The organism is Nesterenkonia sp. K-15-9-6, assembly GCF_052656005.1.
In genome coordinates this window covers 1-18,954 of record NZ_JBQYEY010000020.1, presented here as the reverse complement: position 1 = coordinate 18,954, position 18,954 = coordinate 1, and the positions used below count along the sequence as shown (strand labels likewise).

Below are 18,954 nucleotides of genomic sequence, written 5' to 3'. Positions count from 1 at the left end.
CTGTTCAGCGATGCGATCGACCAGGTCTCCCGCTGACCCAGGCGTGGCCACGGCGAACACGGAGGACGGGGGCTGTCGGTCCTGGGTCCGCGCGCGGCTCCGGGAAGAAGAGGGTGCGGCAACGGCCGAGTTCACGATGGTCGCGACGCTCCTGGTCCTGCTGACGCTGGCAGTCATGCAGCTGACCACGTACGTCCATGTGCGCAACACTCTGATCGACGCCGCCTCTGCCGGTGCGCGATTCGGCGCCCTCCACGACCGCACCGCTGAGGACGGCGTGGAACGCACGCGGTCTCTGATCGCGTCATCCGCCGCGGCGGACCACGCCCAGGACGTGAGCTATGCCTATGTCGACACCGCGGAGGGGCGCACGCTGCGGATCACGGTCCGCTCCGGAGTCCCGCTGGTCGGGCTCGGTCCGGGCGTCGGGACGCTGGAGGTGCAGGGGCGGGCCTATGACTTCGAGTGACCGGAGAACCCCGGAAGGTCGGAGCGGTCCGTCTCCGCGCCTTCGCGTTGGTCCGTCTGCGCGCCTTCGCGCGATGCTGTCCCAACGACTCGGCTCCGCCGATGACGAGGGAGGCTCGTCGATCGTGGAGTTCATCATGCTGGCGACCCTGCTGCTGATCCCGATCGTGTACTTCGTGCTGGGACTCTCGGCGGTGCAGGGCGCGGCCTATGCGACGACGGGAGCCGCCGACCAGGCCGCGAAGATGTACGTGTCCGCCGAAGCCGGCGACCCCGAGGCGGACGCGCGCAGCGAGGCCGCCGTGCTCGCCGCCCTGCAGGACTTCTCCATCGACCCGGATCGTGCCGACGTCTCTCGGACCTGCCCGCAGGGCACCTGCACCACCGACGGTGACCTCGTGGCTTTCACCGTGGAGGTCCGGGTGCCGGTGCCGCTGCTCCCGGGATTCGGCGACTGGCAGCCCACGCTGGTCACGGTCTCGTCCACGTCCGTCCAGGTCCAAGGAGGCTGATGGCGTCATGATCGGGCTGAGCTGTTCCCCCCTGCGCGCGGCGTGGCGCCGTCTCCGTGCCCGCATCGAGGCCTCCCATCGTGAGGACGCCGGACAGTCGACGGTGCTGATCCTGGGCATGGTCCTGGTGGTGCTCATGCTCGTCTCCGTGGTGGCCGGAGCCACGGCCGTCAACCTGGAAGCCCGTCGGCTGCTCTCGGTGGCCGACGGTGCGGCCTCGGCAGCCACGCAGGGTGCCGCGGCAGGTGGGACCGCGCCGTCGTTGACGGCCTCCCAGGTCCGGGCCAGGGCGCAGGGCTACCTGGATGACTCCGGCGCGCACGGGAGGCTCGGCGGCGTGGAGGTTGTCGACGCCTGGGTGGCTGACGGCGGCGAGACCGCACACGTGCGGCTCGGCGCCTCTGCCGAGCTTCCGCTGCTCAGCTGGTTCCTCCCCGCGGAGGTGCCCATCAGCGCGGAGTCCCATGCGAGAGTGAGCCTCAACCGGTGACCGACCGGACGCGGAGTCTGCCGAGGATCCGACGCCGAGACGGGCGGCGCCGGAGCGGCGAATCGTCGCGCCAGCCGGTAGGGTGGTGTCGTTATGGCAGAGACTGATTTCCCCACTGAGCTGCGCTCCCTGCGCTCCACCCTGACCCGCATCACCGACGTCACCGACGTGGACAAGCTCCGGGCCGAGGTGGCCGAGCTCAGCGAGAAGGCCGCGGCTCCGGACCTGTGGGACGACCAGGCCAACGCCCAGAAGGTCACCTCCCAGCTGAGCCACAAGCAGTCCGAGCTGGAGCGGCTCACCAAGCTCTCCGGGCGCATCGACGACGTCGAGCTCATGGTGGAGATGGCCCAGGACGAGGGCGATGACGATGTCCTCACCGAGGCCGTCCAGGAGATCGACTCCATCCGCAAGGCCCTGGAGTCGCTGGAGATCGTCACCCTGCTCGCCGGGGAGTACGACGAGCGTGACGCCGTGGTGACCATCCGGTCGGGAGCCGGCGGTGTGGATGCGGCTGACTTCGCGGAGATGCTGCTGCGCATGTACACCCGCTGGGCGGAGCGCCGCGACTGGACGGTGAAGGTCCTGGACACCTCCTACGCGGAGGAGGCCGGACTGAAGTCCGCCACCTTTGAGGTCAAGGCTCCCTACGCCTTCGGCACGCTCTCCGTGGAGGCGGGCACGCACCGTCTGGTGCGCATCAGTCCGTTCGACAACCAGGGCCGACGCCAGACCTCCTTCGCCGCCGTCGAGGTCATCCCGCTCATCGAGGGCACGGACAGCGTGGAGATCGACGAGAACGACCTGAAGATCGACGTCTACCGCTCGTCGGGGCCGGGAGGGCAGTCGGTCAACACCACTGACTCGGCGGTGCGCATCACCCACCTGCCCACCGGCACGGTGGTCTCCATGCAGAACGAGAAGTCGCAGATCCAGAACCGTGCGGCCGCCATGCGGGTCCTGGAGTCCCGTCTGCTGCTGCTCAAGCAGCAGGAGGAGGCCGCCGAGAAGAAGGAGCTCGCCGGTGACATCAAGGCCTCCTGGGGCGATCAGATCCGGTCGTACGTGCTGCACCCGTACCAGATGGTCAAGGACCTGCGCACTGAGCATGAGGTCGGCAACACCTCGGCTGTGCTCGACGGTGACCTGGACGGCTTCATCGACGCGGGCATCCGGTGGCGCGCGCAGTCTCTGCTGGAGAACTGATCGCCCGTGCCGGGGGACCACGCGCACAGAAGTCTCCGGCACGCCGCCCCTGATCGTCCCGAAGACCTCGCGGCTGAACTAGGCTCAGAGCGTACCGGCCCGTCTTCCCCGACCTGTGCCCCGAACGGCCGGTGCGTGTCGGGGCAGCTGGTGAGAGATGATCCGCTTCGAACACGTCACACGGCGCTATGAGCCCGACGGCCGACCGGCCCTCGACGACGTCACGGTGGAGTTCAACCGTGGGGACTTCGTCTTCCTGATCGGGGCGTCCGGCTCCGGCAAGTCCACGCTGCTGCGGATGATCCTGCGCGAGGGTCTGCCCCAGCGCGGCAAGGTCACCGTGGCCGGGCAGAACCTGGGCCTCATGCTCGAACGCCGCGTGCCGGACTATCGGCGCAGCATCGGCATGGTCTTCCAGGACTTCCGGCTGCTGCCGGACAAGACCGTGTTCGACAACGTCGCCTTCGCCATGCGTGTGATCGGGGCCAGGCGCACCCAGATCCGCGAGCGTGTCACCGAGGTCCTGGAGAGAGTCGGACTGGAGGACCTCGCCCGCCGGTACCCGCACGAGATCTCCGGCGGCGAGCAGCAGCGCGCCGCCATCGCCCGCGCCATCGTCAACGAGCCAGCCATCGTGCTGGCCGACGAACCGACCGGCAACCTGGACCCTCGTGCCTCGGACGAGGTCATGAAGATCCTGCGCTGGATCAACGCCTCCGGCACCACGGTCATCATGGCAACCCACGACCGGGTGATCGTCGACCGGATGCGCCGGCGGGTGGTCCAGCTCCACGACGGCGCACTGGTCCGCGACGACGAGCGCGGCACCTACGATCCGCCGCGGGGCTCGCAGGCCTGGACCGTTCTGCGTGAGCGGGAGTCCAGCGGGGCGCTCCGTGTCCAGGACCCCCGCGCCCATGATCTCGGCGAGCAGGGCGACGGCGGCGCCACCGCGCCGGGACCGGAAGCCCTCACCGCCGACGCCGCCCGAGCGGCCGGGCGAGACGTACCGGTCGCCGCCGAGGCTGTGGAGCACGCTGCCCGAGCCCAGGGGAGTGCCTCCGCCGAGGAGGGACCGACGGCCGAGCATTCCGCGCCGGACGGCACCGCGGCCGACACCGCCTCACCACAGTCCCTCGCCGAGCCGGTGCGCGTACGCTGGCCGGAGCATCTGCGACCCCAGCAGCACGGCCCCGACGTTCCGGAGCCTGTCGGCGGATTCGACGGGTCGGAGATGCCGAACCTCGCGCGTGACGGCTACACGGAGCCCGAGGGAGAGGGCGCCGATCCCGAACGGCTGCGCGATGCCCTGCGTCAGGCAGTGTCCTCGCACGTCCAGATGTCTGCGGGCCCGGACGGCGTGGCGGAGCATCCTCACGAGTCATGGTTCACCCACGCGGCCCCGGGCCTGGTGGATCGGCCCGGCAGCGCGGCCACTCCGGCTGCACCGGGCTCGGCCAAGGCCCGGGGGGACGAGATCGAAGACGAGCGGCTGCGCACACAGAGCGGCGACGACGAGCCCCCGGTGCACGATCCTGACCTGCCTCTGACCCGAGGGCAGGGTCCGCGGCGTCGCGCACCGGTTCCGGCCTCGCCCGCCGAGGCTGAGGCGCCGGCGGACCGGGACGACGGCGGCCTGGCGAGGCCCTTGCCCGCCGTCACGGCGGCCACCCCGGCCGAGCCCGGTGCGGCAGACGTTCCGGAAGTGCTGGAGGACCTGGCCGAACCTGATCGAGAGTCTGAGAGCTCCGACGCACCGCAGCCGGAACCGCAGCCGGAACCGCCGTCGGAGCAGGTCCGGGAGTTGGACTCCGAGGCGGAGTCCGAGCACTCTTCTGCGCGGTCCGCCCCGCTCGAGGCGGAGGAGGGTGAGCCGCCGATCCTCGACGACCGTCCGCCGCGGCCGGTGGACGTCGACGGTGAGGAGGTGGAGGATCTCACGGAGGGGGTACCGACGCAGGTTCACCCCGGCGCCCCGGACAGCGTAGACCCGGACAGCCCAGACCAGGACTCCGCAGGCGAATCAGCAGCATCCGGCAGGTCGGCGTCGTCCAGCGTCGAGACCGTCGATGCCGACTCTGTTGAGGCCGGCGAGGCATCGCCCCAGGTGCCGCGGCCCCGGTCCTCGGCGTCCCAGTCCACCTACGCCGACACCCGTCGCACCGCCGAACAGCTCGGCGTCACCGGAGAGCGCCGCTCGTTCTGGCGGCGGCTGAGGAGGAGACGATGAATCGCCTGCTGCACATGCTGCGCGAGACGTTCACCTCGCTGCGTCGCAACGTCGCCATGGTGGCTTCGGTCGTGCTGGTCACCTTCATCTCCCTGACCTTCGTGGGGGCGGCCGCCCTCATGCAGACCCAGGTCGACCGGATGACCGATGACTTCTATGACCGGCTGGAGGTCTCGGTCTTCCTCTGCACGGACAACTCCACCCAGACCGCCTGCCCGACCGGTGCGATCAGTGCTGACCAGCGCGACGCACTGGAGCACTCACTCGAGGAGGGGGCGGCCAGCCAGTACGTGTCCAGCTTCCGGCACGAATCACAGGAGCAGGCGCTGGAGAACTTCCTGGAGTCCCGTGGCGAGACCGCGCGGACCGCCTCTCTGGAGGCCGAGGACATGCCGGAGTCCTTCCGTGTGCTGCTCCACGAGCCGGAGCAGTACCCGATCGTCACGGAGCTGTTCTCGTCCGCTCCAGGCGTGGAGACGGTCGCCGATCAGCAGGAGGTCATGGATCAGGTCTTCGCCATTCTCAACGGCCTGACCATTGTGGCGCTGATCATCGCGGCGGTGATGATCGTCTGCGCGGTGCTGCTGGTCTCCACCACGATCCGCCTGTCCGCCTTCAGCAGACGCCGAGAGACCGGCATCATGCGACTGGTGGGCGCCTCGAAGTCGATGATCCGATTGCCGTTCGTCTTCGAGGGCGTGATCGCCGCCCTCGTCGGCTCGCTGCTGGCCTGCGCGGCCACCTGGGTCATGGCTGAGTTCCTACTGGGTCAATGGCTGACCCGTCAGGTGCCGGGGATCCCCTTCATCGACTCCTCCGCGTCCTGGATCATCATGCCGGGCCTGGTGCTGGTCGGCGTGCTGCTGGCGGTCCTGTCCTCGTGGCTGACGGTGCGTCGCTACCTGCGTGTCTGAGCCAGCACGACGGCGACTGGCCACACCCGAGCCAGTGGGCTGCCACATCGGCTGCGGACCAGGCGGCAGGACGGAGCCCGACAGGAATATTGTGACCGGGACGCCGGTTGTCCTATACTGAAAGGCCTGCTGACGGCCTGTGGGCCAGCAGGTACGGTTCTTGACAACCGCATACGGGGACGATCGGTTTCGACGATCTGAGTTGAGCATGGGGAAGCGGGCCGAGGATGTAGAGTGCCCTCGCTAAAACCCCTCTGCACACCAATAAGTGCCGATTCTAAGCGCACTGACTTCGCCCTCGCTGCCTGATAGCAGCGACCGCGAGTCTGTCAGCCTGAGCTTGCTATCGGCTCAGCAGCTGGCATCAGCTAGATAGCCACTGGAGCGCCGCCTTCGTCGTGGGGGCGTCGCTCGACGATCACACGACTGGGCCCGGGTCAGCCACTTGTCTGCAAGATGGCTGGGGCCGAGCAACGCCCGATGCGCAGACTGCGCCCGGAGAAGTCCATGTGATGCCAGATCGGACGCGGGTTCGATTCCCGCCGTCTCCACCACACCAGACGGGCCGCCGGCCGATGAGGATCTCCTCATCGGCCGGCGGCCCTTCGTCGTGTCTGGGGGAGCTCCCGGGCTGCTCAGGCGGCGCCGCGGTTGCGGTAGCGCATGGCTCGCTGGGCGTCCCGCTCGTCCTGCTTGCGTCGCAGGGTCTCCCGCTTGTCGAACTCGCGCTTGCCCTGGGCGATGCCGATCTCGACCTTGACCCGGCCGTCCTTGAAATAGAGCTGCAGCGGCACGATCGTGTGCCCCGGAGACTCGATCTGCCGGGTGATCTTCACCAGTTCCTTGTGGTTCAGCAGCAGTTTCCGCTTCCTGCGGGCGCTGTGATTGGTCCAGGTGCCGTTGAGGTACTCCGGGATGTGCACCTGCTCCAGCCACAGCTCGCCGGCGTCGGAGAAGGCGGCGAACCCGTCGGTGAGGGACGCCTGGCCCTCCCGCAGAGACTTGACCTCGGTGCCGGTGAGCACCATCCCGGCCTCGTAGCGGTCCAGGATCGTGTAGTCGTGCCGAGCCCGCCGGTTGGTGGCGACCACGTGGTTGTTCGGGTCCTTCTGACCTTTCCGGGCGTTCTTCTTCGCCATGGTGCCACCTCCTCGCAGCAGGGTCGGTCTGTGCTCACGGCCGCATGGCCGGCCGGAGAGCCGACTGTCCATCATACACCCCGAGGGTCGGACGTGGCGGGCGTCACGTCCTTTCGTGGTCGATGGTCAACCCCATGATGTGATGGATGGATGCGCCTCTCCGTCCCGGACCACGTGTTGCGAGCCTTCGGGCAGCACGGATCCGCGGTGCCGCTGAGCGGGGGACAGGGCACCTCATGGCGGGCCGGAGACATCGTGCTGAAGCCGGTGCCCGTCCAGGGCCAGGAGACCTGGTCGTGGCTGCACCACCGGCTGGCTCCGTCACTGCCGCGTGAGACGGCACTGAGGATCGCGCTGCCCGTGGCGGGATCCGACGGGTCCCTGCTGGTGGACGGCTGGGGCGCGAACCGCTGGATGCCCGGCTCCGGGGCCGGGCTGAGTCTGCGGCGTCGCGCGGAGGCCGCCCGGGCCTTTCACCGGGCGACGGGGGCCGCACCGGCGGACCTGCCGACTCGACAGGACCCCTGGGCCCGGGCCGACCGGCAGGCCTGGGGTCAGGAGGATCTGCCACCGGAGGCACCGGGGGCGCTGGCTGAGCTGCTGGACCAGCTGCCCGTGACTGAGCAGCCCCTCCAGATCGTGCACGGGGACCTGGCGGGCAACATCATCGACCATCCGGTCCACGGGCTCGGCGTGCTCGACCTCAGCCTCTATCGGCGTCCGGTCGCCTGGGCGGAGGCGGTCCTCGCCCTCGACGTCATGGGCTGGGAAACCGGACACGGAGGCGCGGCGGTGCAGGTCGGCGCCTCCGCCGAGATGCTGGGTCGGGCGCTTGCGTTCCGGTTGTGTGCGGAGCTGAACCTCGGGGCTCGGCGGCTGTCATCGCCGCTGATGGACCTCATCCCGGTGGTGCGTCGACTCGCGGATCTCCGGGGTCGGTGAACGATCCCCGAGATTGGTGACCCTGATGGTCAGGGGAGGCACAGGGGCGCTGCTCGCGCAGGTGCCGCTCAGAGCTCCACGAGTCCGGAGAGCCCCATGCCGATCCCCGCGGCGACGAATCCGCACACCACGTTGACCAGCCAGATCCAGGCGGCCTGCATCCGATGGCCGTCCACCCAGCGCTGAGCCGCGCGCAGCGAGACGGTGGCGAAGGTGCTCAGCGCACCGATGAGCCCATAGCTGATCACGGTGACCACGCCGGGGGAGAAGAGGCCGTTGTCCGGCACGGCGTCCGCCGAGGTCAGCGCGGAGAACTCGCCGTAGAGGAAGCCCAGCAGCAGGCAGCCCAGCGTGTTGGCCACGAGGATGCCGAAGCGTGCGTACCGGTCCAGCAGGAGTCGCAGCACGGCACCGGCGGCGCCGCCGAGGGCCACACCGAGCACCACGGCCAGAGAGAGCGTGGTGGTCATCGGGCCCCGCCTCCGGCGTCGGCGGATCCGTCCCCGGCCTCGCGGGCGGGCGGCGCAGCCACCGCGCCGAGGCCGTAGGGGTCCTCCACGCAGCCGAACAGCGCACGGCCGATAGTGACGCCCGCCGCGGCCGCCCCGGTGGAGGCGATGACGCTGATCAGCAGGTAGAACAGCATCTCCAGGGTGCCGGGGCTGACATAGGTGACGGCGCTCAGGCCCTCGAACGTGCCTCCGGGCAGAGACGGCATGGTCGCCACGATCACCAGGGAGAAGGTCGTGTAAGAGCCCAGGAGGCCGGTACCCAGCCCCGGCACCACCCAGCGCCGCAGCCACGGCCTGGCCGCGGCGACGCCGGTGAGCAGGCCCAGCATGCCGGATCCGGAGATGTTGATGGCCAGCGTGGTCCAGGGGACCTTCATCCCGTGCTCCGGGATGATCTGCCCGATCGTCAGCCGCAGCAGTGCACCTGCCGCACCCGCGCAGGCGACCAGCAGGATCAGCGCCGGCAGCGGGGGAGCCGTCGGCGCCGCAGAGGCGGGGGCGGGATTGACTCGCGTAGGCACCGTCCAAGCCTAATACGCCGGTCGCGCCCGGCAGGTCAGGGCACCCCGGGGGAGGCCGTCAGTTCTCGAGGTCCCCCGGACCGGAGGCCCCGGAGCCGTCAGAGCGCACTACGGAGACCCGCATCGCATGGGCCAGCTCGTGAGCCAGGCGGATTCCCTCTCCGGCGTCGGTGCGAGCCACCACGACGTCGCCGGACTCCGAGGCGGTGACATGCACCTGGGCACCGATCTCCACCTGCTGCTCGGCCAGCACCCGCAGCGCGTCCGGCACCGAGTCGTCCACCTGCTCGAGACGCACCGCGGAAGAGGTCGGCACCCGGCACAGCAGCTCCGTGTCCGGGTGGTCCATGGACAGGTCCGGCCCGGGGATCGGGTCGCCGTGAGGGTCCACCCGTGGGTGGCCGAGCCGGGCGTCCAAGCGATCCACGAACGTCTCTGAGACCGCATGCTCCAGGCGCTCGGCCTCGTCATGCACTTCGTCCCAGCCGTACCCGAGCTCCCGGACGAGCCACGTCTCGAGGAGCCGATGCCGCCGCACCATCGCCAGTGCGAGCTGCCGCCCCTGTTCGGTGAGTCGGATCGGCGCATACGGCTGGTGGTCCACGAGGCCGAGATCCGCCATCTTGCGCACCATGAGGGTCACCGACGGGTTGGAGACCCCCAGCGTCTTGGCCAGCGCCGAGGCGGAGACCGCCGTGTCATCCCATTCCGCCAGGCCGTAGATGGTCTTGGCGTAGTCCTCCACCGACGTCGTCGCGGAGTCCGTGCGGGTGGACCGGCCCTGGGCGGAGGTGCGCGGGGTCATGGGATCCTCTCGATGGTCGCGGCTGACTGATCCAGTCTATGGGCCACCGGTCGACGACGACGGTGCGCCAGTCGCCCCAAGACGCCCTTGCGTGGGGCGAACAGGTAGGCCATGGCGAACTGCGCGGACTGGACCAGGACGATGGTGCCGCCCGTGGCGACGTCACCCCAGTAGCTGAGGTAGACGCCGACCAGAGCGGAGAGCACGGCCGAGGCCGAGGCCACGATGAGCATCCGACCGAAGGTCCGGGTGAGCAGCATCGCGGTGGCTCCCGGGATGACCAGCATGGCCACCACCAGGATGATCCCCAGGGTCTGCAGGGCCGTGACCGTGGTCAGCGCCAGCAGCATCAGCAGCACGGCGGACAGACCCGTGGCAGAGAGTCCGATGGTGTGGGCGAAGGTGCGGTCGAACGCCAGCAGCGTGAAGTCCCGCCGCTTGATCAGCAGAACTGCGGCCGTCAGGGCACCCAGGCACAGCACCTGGATCAGATCCGTCCGGGAGGTGCCCAGCACGTTGCCGAAGAGGATGTGCTGCAGATGCGTCTCGCTGGGCGTCCGGGAGATCAGCACCAGGCCCAGAGCGAACAGCGAGGTGAACACCACGCCGATCGCCGTGTCATGCTTCACCGTGGAGGAGGTGCTGATGCCGCCGATCAGGGCGACCGCCAGCATGCCGAACACGAAGGCTCCCACCGCCATCGGGACGCCGAAGAGGTAGGCCAGCACGATCCCCGGCAGGATCGAATGGGCCACCGCCTCGCCCATCAGCGACCAGCCCATCAGCACCAGCCAGCAGGACAGCAGACCGCATACCGCGGCGGCCACCACGGAGACCAGCAGCGCATTCTGCATGAAGCCGAACTCGAGGGGGGCCAGAAGAAGCTCACGCAGCAGGTCCATCATGGCTGCCTCCGCTCGGCCGATGCCGCACCGAGTCCCAGTACGGTGCCGAAGGCGTCCGCCATCCGCTCCTCGGTGAGGACCTCCCCTGGAGGACCGGCGGCCAGCACCGTGCGGTGCAGCAGCACGACCTCCTCGGCGAGGTCGGGGATCCCCTCCAGGTGGTGGGTGGAGACCAGCAGCGTGGTGCCGGCATCACGCAGCTGATGCAGCACTTGGACGATCAGCTCCTCGGAGACGCGGTCCACTCCGGCGAACGGCTCATCCAGCAGCATCAGCGGCGCCCGCTGCGCGATCGACCGCGCCAGAAAGGTTCGCCGTCGCTGCCCGCCCGAGAGCTCCCCGATGGTCCGCGAGCGGAGGCCCGCCAGGCCGACCTGTTCCAGGGCGGACTCGACGTGTTCCCGGTCCGCCGCCCGCGGGCGACGGGTGAACCCCAGATGCCCGTACCGTCCCATCATCACGGTCTGCTCCACCGTCACCGGGAAGCTCGGATCCACCTGGTCGTGCTGCGGGACGTAGCTGACCAGGTTCCTCCGTCGCGCCGCATGGGGGCTGCGGCCGAAGAGTCGGACTCGACCCTGGGCCGGGGAGCGCAGCCCCAGCAGGGCCGCGAACAGCGTCGACTTCCCGGAGCCGTTGGCCCCGACCAGGGCGCAGATGCGCCCCGACCGGACGGTCAGGTTGACCTCCTGCAGGGCCAGGACCCCGGGATATCCGGCGCTGAGCCCTTCCACCGAGATGGCAGTGGTGGTCTCGGTGGGGATCATCGGCCGTCGTCCTCAGCGCCGGCGAGGATCAGCTCCAGATCGTGGCGCAGCAGGTCCACGTAGGTGGGCACCGGGCCGTCCGCCTCGGTCAGAGAGTCCACGTAGAGCGGCTCGCCCAGCTCCGCACCGGTCTCCTGGACGACCTGCTGCTGGGCCACATCGTTGACGGTGGATTCGCAGAACACGGTGGGGACCTCATGGTCGCGGACGTAGCGGATCTGCGCCTCGACCTGCTGGGGCGAGCCCTCGTCATCGGCGTTGACGGGCCACAGGTAATGCTCGCCCAGGTCCAGATCGTCGGCCAGATAGCTGAAAGCGCCTTCGCAGGTCACCAGATGCACCTCCTCCAGCTCCTCGGCGCGCTCGCGGGCCTCAACGTCGAGGGCCGCCAGCTCGTCGCGCAGCGCCGCGGCGTTCTCGGCGAAGACGTCGGCATCCTCGGGAGAGAGTTCGGACAGGGCGTCCTCGACGCCGTCCACGTAGCTCATGCCCTGACGGGGAGACATCCAGGCGTGCGGGTTGACGGGCATCTCCGCGGCATCATCGGGGTGGCCGGGCAGCCGGGTCACCGGCAACGGCTCGATGTCCCCGGTCACCGTGACGGTCGGAGCATCGGACTGGTCGAGGAACTGCTCCAGCCAGGCCTCCAGACCCAGGCCGTTGGCCAGGATGAGGTCGGCCTCGGCCGCGTCGCGCACGTCTCCGGGAGTGGGATCGTACTCGTGGATCTCCGCACCGTGCGGCGTGATGGAGCGGACGTCTGCGCGGTCCCCGGCCACCTCGGACGCGATGTCCTGGAGCACGGTGAAGGTGGTCAGCACCACAGGTCGCTCCTCGACGCCTCCCTGGCGTTCGGAAGGGTCGCCGGAGCCGTCGGCGCTCGCACACGAGGTCACGAGCAGGGTGCTGAGAGCCAGGAGAGCGGCGGACGTCGTCGTCGTGGTGTGCGGCATGCCCCCAGTATGGTTTAGGCATACCTAAAACTGCAACCGGCGCGCCGCCTGGACGCAGCAGGGGCCGGGTCCGGGCCTCCCGATTGGAGGACCGGACCCGGCCCCTGGGCGCGGCGGAGAGAGCGTCAGAGTGCGGGCGAGCCCGCCGTGTCGGGTGAGGACTCTGGATCAGCCGACTCCTCGGACCGCGAACCGGCGTCGGACCAGGGGGTGGGGCTGTCCGGGGCCAGGGCACCGAGCGCGGCCTCGTGGAGCAGTCCGTTGGTGGCCAGGGCATTCCCGCCGGAGCAGCCCGGCTCGCCGTCCAGCGAGGTGAACCTGCCACCGGCCTCGGTGACGATCGGGACCAGGGCCGCCATGTCATAGAGCTCCAGCTCGGGCTCAGCGGCCACGTCCACAGATCCCTCGGCCACCATGCAGTAGGACCAGAAGTCGCCGTAGGCCCGGGTGCGCCAGACCGAATCCGTCATCTCGAGGAAGTTGTGGATCCGGCCGATCTCCCGCCAGCCGGTCAGCGACGAATAGGAGAAGGAGGCGTCCTGCAAGGTGGAGACCTTGGAGACACCCAGCTGACGGGCCGAGGCCAGCGACTTGCCTGTGTAGGCCCCGCCGCCGGCGGCGGCCCACCACCGGCGGTTCAGGGCGGGGGCGCTCACGACGCCGACCACCGGCTCGCCGTGGTCCACGAGTGCGATGAGGGTGGCCCACACAGGGACCCCGCGCACGAAGTTCTTGGTCCCGTCGATCGGGTCGATGACCCAGCGCCGAGGTCCGGATCCCGAGGAGCCGAACTCCTCGCCGTAGACGGCATCCCGCCCCCGGACCCGGCTCAGCTGGGCACGGATGGTCTCCTCGGCCTTCCGGTCGGCCTCGGTGACGGGGGTGAGGTCGGGTTTGGTCTCCACCTCGAAGTCCATCGACTGGAAGAAGGACATCGTCTGGGCGTCCACCGAGTCGGCGATCATGTGGGCCAGGCGGAGGTCCTCGGTATAGGCGCTCGTGCGATGGTTCATGGGCTCAACCCTAGTCGCTTCTCCTCCTGTTCCTCCGCAGACCCGGCCAGCGAGGCGAGCAGCCCGCGCAGTGAGGCCAGGCGTGCCGGTCCGTGGGCGCCGGCATGTCCTGCCTGCACCCAGGCGTCCAATGCGCAGCCGCCCTCGGGCGATGCGTGGGCGCATCCCGGCTCGCAGTCGACCGAGCCCTCCACCAGATCCTCGAAGGCGGCGAGCACGTCATCGGGGTCGACATGGGCCAGGCCGAAGGACCGGATCCCCGGGGTGTCGACGATCCAGGACTCTTGGGCGTCCTGGTCACCCAGCGGAGATGTCGGATCCTCCGACGGCTCGAGGGTCAGCGCGACGGCGGAGGACGAGGTGTGGCGGCCGCGGCCGGTCACGGCGTTGACGCCTCCGGTGGCGCGATCCGCCCCGGTCAGAGCGTTGACCATGGTGGACTTGCCCACGCCGGAGTGGCCGATCATCGCGGTCACGTGCCCGGCCAGCAGGGACCGCAGACGGGCCACGGCCGCCGGGTCCAGAGCCGGATCCCGTGTGGATCCCGGGGCGGAGCCCGGCGTGCGCTCTGCGTCGGCGCCTCCGCCGACCTCGGTACCGGCATGGCCGGAGATCACCGTGGTCAGGCTCAGCTCTGCATAGTGGCTCACCAGCCCTGCAGGATCCTCAGGATCCTCGGCCAGGTCCGCCTTGGTGATCAGGAGGATGGGAACGATGTCGGCGTCGTAGGCGGCGACCAGGGCCCGATCGATGAAGCCGGTGCGCGGGGCCGGATCCGCCGCGGCGACCACGATGAGCAGCTGATCCGTGTTCGCGACCACCACGCGCTCAGCGTCGTCGGAGTCGTCGGCGCTGCGACGCAGCAGGGTGGAGCGTTCCTCGATGCGCACCAGCCGGGCCAGCGTCCCCTCCTCGCCCGAGGTGTCGCCCACGAGTGCGACGACGTCGCCGGGAACCACCGGGGTGCGCCGCAGGGCTTTGGCCCGCACGGCGGTGACCACCTGCCCCGAGTCCACCAGGGCAGCGGTGTAGCGCCCGCGGTCGACCTGCACGATCCGGCCCAGCTCCGCGTCGGCGTGCTCGGGCTTCTCCTTCGTCCGGGGGCGCGAACCCTTCTTGTTCGGCCGGACCCGGGCACGTGACTCGTCCCAGCTGTCCCAGCGGCTCACGGGACCAGCCGCTCCCACAGCTGAGGGAAGGTGGGCATCGTCTTGGCGGTGCAGCCGATGTCCTCGACCTCCACGCCGTCCACGGCCAGTCCGAGGACGGCGCCGAAGGTCGCCATGCGGTGGTCGGCGTAGCTGTGCACCAGGCCGCCGTGGGAGATGGGGGACAGGACGCGGAAGCCGTCATCGGTCTCCTCCGCCGCTCCGCCCAGACGGCGGATCTCCGCCACCAGTGCGGCGATGCGGTCGGTCTCGTGGCCGCGCAGATGGGCCACCGAGGTGAACGTCGTCTCACCGTCGCACAGTGCGGCCAGCGCTGCCACGGTGGGGGTGAGCTCCGCAGTGCCGTCCACGGTGCCCGGGGTCACCAGGCGTTCGGGGCCGCGCACGGTGAGCGTGACGGTCTCCCCGCCGGGCTCTTCGACGGAGTCCACTTCGGCCCCGAAGGCGGTCAGCAGCTGCGTCCAGCGCCGTCCGATCTGTGTGGAGTCCTTCGGCCAGCCTCGCATGACCACCTCTCCGCCGGTCACTGCGGCCGCGCAGAGGAACGGTCCCGCATTCGACAGGTCCGGCTCCACCCGCGCGGTGAACGCCGGAATGGCGCCTGGTTCCACCCGCCAGGTGTAGGGGGCCGGAGAGCTGACGGAGACGCCGAGCTGCTCGAGCACCGTCAACGTCATCTCCACGTGCTCCAGAGACGGCACCGAGGTGCCGCTGTGGCGCAGCGTGAGGCCCTCCGTCATCCGGGGGGCCGCCAGCAGGAGCCCGGAGACGAACTGGGAGGAGCCGGAGGCGTCGATGGAGATCTCGCCGCCGGTCAGCCCAGCAGGGCTGCTGACGGTGAAGGGCAGGGTGGTCGGTGCGGCGCCCTCCGGGGCCGAGGGGTCGCGGACGTCCACACCGAGCTCAGCCAGCCCTTCGAGCACGGCGCCCATGGGCCGGACCCGCGCTTCGGGATCGCCGTCGAAGTGCACGGCGTGTCCCGTCAGGGCGGCGACCGCCGGCAGAAAACGCATGACAGTGCCGGCGAGCCCGCAGTCCACCTGCACGTCTGAGGCGTCGTGTGCCTGTGCGGCGGAGGGCGCGGCCAGCGGCAGCGGAGTGATCCGCACGGCCGGTTCACCGGTGCCCCCGCCGTCTGCGAGGTGCTCGACGCGCGCCCCGAGCCGCTGCAGTCCGGCGAGCATGAGGGAGGAGTCGCGGGACTCCAGCGCGTTGACGACCACGGAGGGGCCGTCGGCCAGAGCTGCGAGCAGCAGCAGCCGGTTGGTCAGGGACTTCGAAGCGGGGACGACGACCTCTCCACGCACCGGTGCCCCCGCTCGCGGCGCAGGCCACGGTGTCGGGGGCACCCGGAGAGCGTCAGATGACATGGCGGTGCTCAGAGCGCGTCCTCAGCCTTCTTCTTCCCCTCCTTGGCGGCTGCGGAGATGGCCTTGACGGCCTCCTTCTCCGCACGCTTGAAGCTCTTCGCCGCGTCCCGTTCGAAGGCCTTGGCGGTCTTGACCGCGTCGTCGCCGAACTCCTCGGCCCACTTGTAGGTCTTGTCCCGGAACTGGGCGCCCTTCTTCTTCGACTGCTTCGCCAGGTGCTCAGCACGCCAGCTCAGCGAGGGCTTGCCGGCGAGATCGGCGACGGCAAGCCCGAGGCCGCCGAGGATGGCGAGGTTCTTCAGCAGAGTGTCCCGCTGGGCGGTCAGGTCCTCCACCGAATCGAGGCCTGCGGCGCGCATCTCCACATAGGAGTTGACCTTGTGCACCCCCATCAGGGTGAATGCGGCGATGCGGGGGCACTTGCCGATCGCCAGTGCGACCCCGGCGACGACTTCGATGCCGCCGAGCACCTGGACGGTGCGGCGGGGGTCCGAGGTGATGACCTCCGCCTGGGGGACCAGGGAGCCGAGCTCCTCCAGGGTGGGCTCCAGCCTGTCGGCGGCCTCCTCCGTGTTGCGGAGGCGGTCGATGCCGTCGGCGATGAAGCCGGCACCGAGCAGCGGGCGGGCGACTTTGCGGATCAGGGACATGGAATCCTCCTGTGGCGGCGCGGCGTCGGGGTCGTCCCCGGCTCCACGTGCGGTGAACTCGGTTGAGCTGTGCGTGCCGGAACATGCGGCGTTCGGCATCGTCCAGAAGACAATCTACCCAATCAGCCCCTGTCGGGGAATTGCAGAGCACGCGTGGTCGTTGTCCTGTCCATGACCACAGCCACGCTTCAGCCGCGCACGCAGGCCCCGATCCGCCGGGTGCGCGTAGACTCGTCTGTGATGGAAGACCGTGACGAGAACGTGAATGTGGCCGAGGAGACCGACGCACAGCGTCGCGCCCGCTTCGAGTCCGATGCGCTGCAGTACGTCGACCAGCTCTATTCCGCGGCGATGCGGATGACGCGCAACCCGCAGGACGCCGAGGACCTGGTGCAGGAGGCCTACACGAAGGCCTACTCCGCGTTCCACCAGTACAAGCCGGGGACCAACCTGAAGGCCTGGCTGTACCGCATCCTGACCAACACGTACATCAACATCTACCGGAAGAAGCAGCGGCAGCCGCAGCAGGCCAACACGGACACCGTGGAGGACTGGCAGATGGCCCAGGCGGCGGAGCACACCTCCACCGGACTGCGCTCGGCCGAGGCGGAGGCCCTGGACCATCTGCCGGACTCGGACGTCAAAGACGCCCTGCAGCAGATCCCGGAGGAGTTCCGCCTGGCGGTCTACTTCTCCGATGTCGAGGGATTCGCCTACAAGGAGATCGCCGAGATCCTCAACATTCCCATCGGCACGGTGATGTCGCGGCTGCACCGCGGCCGCAAGCTGCTGCGTGAACTGTTGACCGACTACGCCCGCGAGCGAGGCTTCAAGAAGCAGGAGGCTCGAAAATGAGCGAAGACCGCACCACGGATGAGTGCCCCGGCGGTGACTGCCGGGAGGCCGAGGAGCGGATGGAGCGCATCTACGAGTACCTCGACGGTGCGCTGAGCCGGGACGACCTCGCGGAGGTCCGGGGCCATCTCCACGACTGCCCGGACTGCGCCTCCGAGTACGACCTCGAGTGCATCATCCGTTCCGTGGTCCGGCGGTCCTGCGTGGAACGTGCCCCCGACACTCTGAAGGTCACCATCATGGAGCGCATCAGCGAGATCCGCGTGGAAGCTGGCCACGAGAGCCGCTGAGCCGGGGCGCACCGGGAGTCCGACCCGGAGCGCGCACCAGGGGTCTGCCGGTCCGGAGCGCGCACGTCCCTCTCGCCTCCGGCATGACAGGTCCGACATGACAGAGCCCCCGACGGGATGATCCCGCGGGGGCTCTGCCTTTCTGTGTGCGCTTGCTGTCCGTGGCGCTCCGTCGCCGGAGCACGCACGGCGCGCGCCGCGGCCGCTCGACGGCGGCCCGCTGCTGAGCGTCAGGGGCCCGTGAGGGACCTGAACGGGTCAGGAGTTGGGGCGCTTGCCGTGGTTGGCCTTGTTCTTGCGGCGGTCCTTGCGCTTGCGTCCACGCTTGCTCATGGTGAACTCCTTTCGTCGGCTTCGCCACATCCTACCGGACGGTGGTGCTGGGGCCATCGGTGCGGTGCCCGGGGAGGTGGTGCTCCGCGCCGGCAGGTCTCACGCAGAGGGCTCGCGCAGGCCCAGCCACTGGAACCACCCCCGGTGGAGGACCAGCCAGGCGATCAGCCCGTAGCCGGCCTGGCCGGGGGCGCCGTCGTTGGCTGCGAGATCATGGCGCCACTGGTCATGCTGGACCAGCGGCGAGAACGTGTCGACGTAGACGTGGGAGCGGCGCGACGCCACGTCCTGGTACGCGACGTTGAGCTCCGCCAGTCGCTGGTTCCGTTCGGGGTCCAGCCCCGGGACGGGTCCCACGACCAGGCACCGGATCCCCTCCTGACTGGCCCGGTCCAGGATGTTGGCCAGGTTGAGTCGGGAACGGGCCGACGAGGAGGTGCTGTCCAGGTCGATGTCGTTGAGTGCGACGATCAGATGGTTCTCCGCGCCCTCCGAGAAGCGTGGTGCGGCCTCGGCCTGCCAGCGGTGGGACAGCGCCTCCGTCCCCTCGCCGGGCATGGCGAGGACATAGTGTTCCAGGTGCACCGCCTCGGTGGGCGTCTTCGCCAGCACCCGTCCCAGCCATCCCAGTGCGCGGGGATCACCAGTTCCGGTGAGCAGCTCATTGCCGACGGCGACGATTCTGATGCTGCGTTCCACGTCGTCCCTTCCTCTGTGTGGCCATCCGATCCCGGGAACCCGGGGGAGGGCCGGCGGACACCGACTTTTCCTCCCCTGACGTTACCGCGTCCGAGCCGCCGGGCCGGCCTCGGACGCGCCACGGGGACAGATCGCCGCTGAACGACGGAGGCCGCCGACCCGGAGACCGGGTCGGCGGGCTGTGTAGAGAACACCGATGGAATACAAGAAA

22 protein-coding genes and 1 other RNA gene are annotated in these 18,954 nt (G+C 69.7%); 10 read left to right on the top strand and 13 right to left on the bottom strand.

The genetic code is table 11. The features are described 5' to 3' along the window. Positions 1 to 10: 10 nt before the first annotated feature. The 7 genes from SD455_RS12280 to ssrA all read left to right on the top strand — a co-directional run bounded on the left by SD455_RS12280 (position 11) and on the right by ssrA (position 6,374). On the top strand, positions 11 to 469 hold the full coding sequence (locus SD455_RS12280; protein WP_085437129.1) for a TadE/TadG family type IV pilus assembly protein: 459 nt from the start codon (positions 11 to 13) through the stop codon (positions 467 to 469). A gap of 73 nt (positions 470 to 542) precedes the next feature. Then, positions 543 to 980, top strand: a complete 438-nt coding sequence (locus SD455_RS12275) for a hypothetical protein (RefSeq protein ID WP_070158668.1) — start codon at positions 543 to 545, stop codon at positions 978 to 980. 7 nt (positions 981 to 987) lie between these two features. Further along, complete coding sequence (locus SD455_RS12270) at positions 988 to 1,470, top strand: hypothetical protein (RefSeq protein WP_311023818.1); 483 nt, start codon at positions 988 to 990, stop codon at positions 1,468 to 1,470. Between the two features lie 93 nt (positions 1,471 to 1,563). Next, positions 1,564 to 2,676 (top strand): peptide chain release factor 2, encoded by a 1,113-nt coding sequence (gene prfB / locus SD455_RS12265; protein WP_070158670.1) that lies wholly within the window; start codon positions 1,564 to 1,566, stop codon positions 2,674 to 2,676. Between the two features lie 157 nt (positions 2,677 to 2,833). Beyond that, positions 2,834 to 4,906, top strand: a complete 2,073-nt coding sequence (gene ftsE, locus SD455_RS12260) for a cell division ATP-binding protein FtsE (RefSeq protein ID WP_139827574.1) — start codon at positions 2,834 to 2,836, stop codon at positions 4,904 to 4,906. Beyond that, positions 4,903 to 5,820 carry a permease-like cell division protein FtsX gene (ftsX, locus tag SD455_RS12255; RefSeq protein ID WP_070161764.1) on the top strand — a complete coding sequence of 306 codons (918 nt, stop codon included), beginning with the start codon at positions 4,903 to 4,905 and terminating at the stop codon, positions 5,818 to 5,820. Before ftsE ends, ftsX begins: the two co-directional genes overlap by 4 nt. A 175-nt stretch (positions 5,821 to 5,995) precedes the next feature. Then, positions 5,996 to 6,374, top strand: a transfer-messenger RNA (tmRNA) gene (gene ssrA, locus SD455_RS12250). An 81-nt stretch (positions 6,375 to 6,455) separates the two neighbouring features. Here the strand turns inward: ssrA and smpB are convergent. Beyond that, a complete protein-coding gene (gene smpB, locus SD455_RS12245) occupies positions 6,456 to 6,959 on the bottom strand; it encodes an SsrA-binding protein SmpB (protein ID WP_070161762.1) in 504 nt (167 codons plus the stop codon). 150 nt (positions 6,960 to 7,109) lie between these two features. Here smpB and SD455_RS12240 point away from each other — a divergent pair, with 150 nt between their 5' ends. Continuing rightward, the gene (locus SD455_RS12240) at positions 7,110 to 7,901 is read left to right on the top strand and encodes a phosphotransferase (RefSeq protein ID WP_311023821.1); all 792 of its coding nucleotides are present in this window, start codon (positions 7,110 to 7,112) and stop codon (positions 7,899 to 7,901) included. Between the two features lie 68 nt (positions 7,902 to 7,969). On the opposite strand, the gene SD455_RS12235 is transcribed toward SD455_RS12240, so the two are convergent. The 10 genes from SD455_RS12235 to SD455_RS12190 all read right to left on the bottom strand — a co-directional run bounded on the left by SD455_RS12235 (position 7,970) and on the right by SD455_RS12190 (position 16,566). After that, positions 7,970 to 8,371 (bottom strand): fluoride efflux transporter FluC, encoded by a 402-nt coding sequence (locus SD455_RS12235; RefSeq protein WP_311023823.1) that lies wholly within the window; start codon positions 8,369 to 8,371, stop codon positions 7,970 to 7,972. Further along, positions 8,368 to 8,934, bottom strand: a complete 567-nt coding sequence (locus SD455_RS12230; protein ID WP_445508254.1) for a fluoride efflux transporter FluC — start codon at positions 8,932 to 8,934, stop codon at positions 8,368 to 8,370. The genes SD455_RS12235 and SD455_RS12230 overlap by 4 nt, the downstream gene beginning before the upstream one ends. Before the next feature lie 58 nt (positions 8,935 to 8,992). Then, on the bottom strand, positions 8,993 to 9,739 hold the full coding sequence (locus tag SD455_RS12225) for a metal-dependent transcriptional regulator (protein ID WP_311023825.1): 747 nt from the start codon (positions 9,737 to 9,739) through the stop codon (positions 8,993 to 8,995). Then, positions 9,736 to 10,641, bottom strand: coding sequence for a metal ABC transporter permease (locus tag SD455_RS12220; protein WP_311024426.1), 906 nt, complete (start codon positions 10,639 to 10,641; stop codon positions 9,736 to 9,738). The genes SD455_RS12225 and SD455_RS12220 overlap by 4 nt, the downstream gene beginning before the upstream one ends. Next, on the bottom strand, positions 10,641 to 11,411 hold the full coding sequence (locus SD455_RS12215) for a metal ABC transporter ATP-binding protein (RefSeq protein ID WP_311023826.1): 771 nt from the start codon (positions 11,409 to 11,411) through the stop codon (positions 10,641 to 10,643). The genes SD455_RS12220 and SD455_RS12215 overlap by 1 nt, the downstream gene beginning before the upstream one ends. Further along, complete coding sequence (locus SD455_RS12210) at positions 11,408 to 12,364, bottom strand: metal ABC transporter solute-binding protein, Zn/Mn family (RefSeq protein WP_445508253.1); 957 nt, start codon at positions 12,362 to 12,364, stop codon at positions 11,408 to 11,410. Before SD455_RS12210 ends, SD455_RS12215 begins: the two co-directional genes overlap by 4 nt. A 125-nt stretch (positions 12,365 to 12,489) precedes the next feature. Beyond that, positions 12,490 to 13,377 carry a histidinol-phosphatase gene (gene hisN, locus SD455_RS12205; protein WP_085437126.1) on the bottom strand — a complete coding sequence of 296 codons (888 nt, stop codon included), beginning with the start codon at positions 13,375 to 13,377 and terminating at the stop codon, positions 12,490 to 12,492. Beyond that, entirely contained in the window at positions 13,374 to 14,546 is a 1,173-nt protein-coding gene (rsgA, locus tag SD455_RS12200) for a ribosome small subunit-dependent GTPase A (RefSeq protein WP_445508252.1), read from the bottom strand. Before rsgA ends, hisN begins: the two co-directional genes overlap by 4 nt. Next, positions 14,543 to 15,895 carry a 3-phosphoshikimate 1-carboxyvinyltransferase gene (gene aroA, locus SD455_RS12195; RefSeq protein WP_445508251.1) on the bottom strand — a complete coding sequence of 451 codons (1,353 nt, stop codon included), beginning with the start codon at positions 15,893 to 15,895 and terminating at the stop codon, positions 14,543 to 14,545. Before aroA ends, rsgA begins: the two co-directional genes overlap by 4 nt. Before the next feature lie 29 nt (positions 15,896 to 15,924). Continuing rightward, complete coding sequence (locus SD455_RS12190; RefSeq protein ID WP_070161748.1) at positions 15,925 to 16,566, bottom strand: DoxX family protein; 642 nt, start codon at positions 16,564 to 16,566, stop codon at positions 15,925 to 15,927. A gap of 240 nt (positions 16,567 to 16,806) precedes the next feature. On the opposite strand from SD455_RS12190, the gene SD455_RS12185 reads away from it, so the two are divergent. Together SD455_RS12185 and rsrA are read left to right on the top strand one after the other, a co-directional pair. Beyond that, entirely contained in the window at positions 16,807 to 17,421 is a 615-nt protein-coding gene (locus tag SD455_RS12185; RefSeq protein WP_070161779.1) for a sigma-70 family RNA polymerase sigma factor, read from the top strand. Then, the gene (gene rsrA, locus SD455_RS12180) at positions 17,418 to 17,711 is read left to right on the top strand and encodes a mycothiol system anti-sigma-R factor (protein ID WP_070161746.1); all 294 of its coding nucleotides are present in this window, start codon (positions 17,418 to 17,420) and stop codon (positions 17,709 to 17,711) included. The genes SD455_RS12185 and rsrA overlap by 4 nt, the downstream gene beginning before the upstream one ends. 258 nt (positions 17,712 to 17,969) lie before the next feature. Here the strand turns inward: rsrA and SD455_RS12175 are convergent, their stop codons facing one another. Further along, a complete protein-coding gene (locus tag SD455_RS12175) occupies positions 17,970 to 18,044 on the bottom strand; it encodes a 50S ribosomal protein bL37 (RefSeq protein WP_014300525.1) in 75 nt (24 codons plus the stop codon). Between the two features lie 99 nt (positions 18,045 to 18,143). After that, positions 18,144 to 18,743 (bottom strand): GDSL-type esterase/lipase family protein, encoded by a 600-nt coding sequence (locus SD455_RS12170; protein ID WP_311023836.1) that lies wholly within the window; start codon positions 18,741 to 18,743, stop codon positions 18,144 to 18,146. Positions 18,744 to 18,954: the final 211 nt, after the last annotated feature.

Excerpts from the sequence above, each read along its gene's own strand:
- SD455_RS12280 (WP_085437129.1), top strand. The coding sequence starts at position 11 with ATGCGATCGACCAGGTCTCCCGCTGACCCAGGCGTGGCCACGGCGAAC.
- SD455_RS12275 (WP_070158668.1), top strand. The coding sequence starts at position 543 with ATGCTGTCCCAACGACTCGGCTCCGCCGATGACGAGGGAGGCTCGTCG.
- SD455_RS12270 (WP_311023818.1), top strand. The coding sequence starts at position 988 with ATGATCGGGCTGAGCTGTTCCCCCCTGCGCGCGGCGTGGCGCCGTCTC.
- prfB (WP_070158670.1), top strand. The coding sequence starts at position 1,564 with ATGGCAGAGACTGATTTCCCCACTGAGCTGCGCTCCCTGCGCTCCACC.
- ftsE (WP_139827574.1), top strand. The coding sequence starts at position 2,834 with ATGATCCGCTTCGAACACGTCACACGGCGCTATGAGCCCGACGGCCGA.
- ftsX (WP_070161764.1), top strand. The coding sequence starts at position 4,903 with ATGAATCGCCTGCTGCACATGCTGCGCGAGACGTTCACCTCGCTGCGT.
- smpB (WP_070161762.1), bottom strand. The coding sequence starts at position 6,959 with ATGGCGAAGAAGAACGCCCGGAAAGGTCAGAAGGACCCGAACAACCAC.
- SD455_RS12240 (WP_311023821.1), top strand. The coding sequence starts at position 7,110 with ATGCGCCTCTCCGTCCCGGACCACGTGTTGCGAGCCTTCGGGCAGCAC.
- SD455_RS12235 (WP_311023823.1), bottom strand. The coding sequence starts at position 8,371 with ATGACCACCACGCTCTCTCTGGCCGTGGTGCTCGGTGTGGCCCTCGGC.
- SD455_RS12225 (WP_311023825.1), bottom strand. The coding sequence starts at position 9,739 with ATGACCCCGCGCACCTCCGCCCAGGGCCGGTCCACCCGCACGGACTCC.
- SD455_RS12220 (WP_311024426.1), bottom strand. The coding sequence starts at position 10,641 with ATGGACCTGCTGCGTGAGCTTCTTCTGGCCCCCCTCGAGTTCGGCTTC.
- SD455_RS12215 (WP_311023826.1), bottom strand. The coding sequence starts at position 11,411 with ATGATCCCCACCGAGACCACCACTGCCATCTCGGTGGAAGGGCTCAGC.
- SD455_RS12210 (WP_445508253.1), bottom strand. The coding sequence starts at position 12,364 with ATGCCGCACACCACGACGACGACGTCCGCCGCTCTCCTGGCTCTCAGC.
- hisN (WP_085437126.1), bottom strand. The coding sequence starts at position 13,377 with ATGAACCATCGCACGAGCGCCTATACCGAGGACCTCCGCCTGGCCCAC.
- SD455_RS12190 (WP_070161748.1), bottom strand. The coding sequence starts at position 16,566 with ATGTCCCTGATCCGCAAAGTCGCCCGCCCGCTGCTCGGTGCCGGCTTC.
- SD455_RS12185 (WP_070161779.1), top strand. The coding sequence starts at position 16,807 with ATGGAAGACCGTGACGAGAACGTGAATGTGGCCGAGGAGACCGACGCA.
- rsrA (WP_070161746.1), top strand. The coding sequence starts at position 17,418 with ATGAGCGAAGACCGCACCACGGATGAGTGCCCCGGCGGTGACTGCCGG.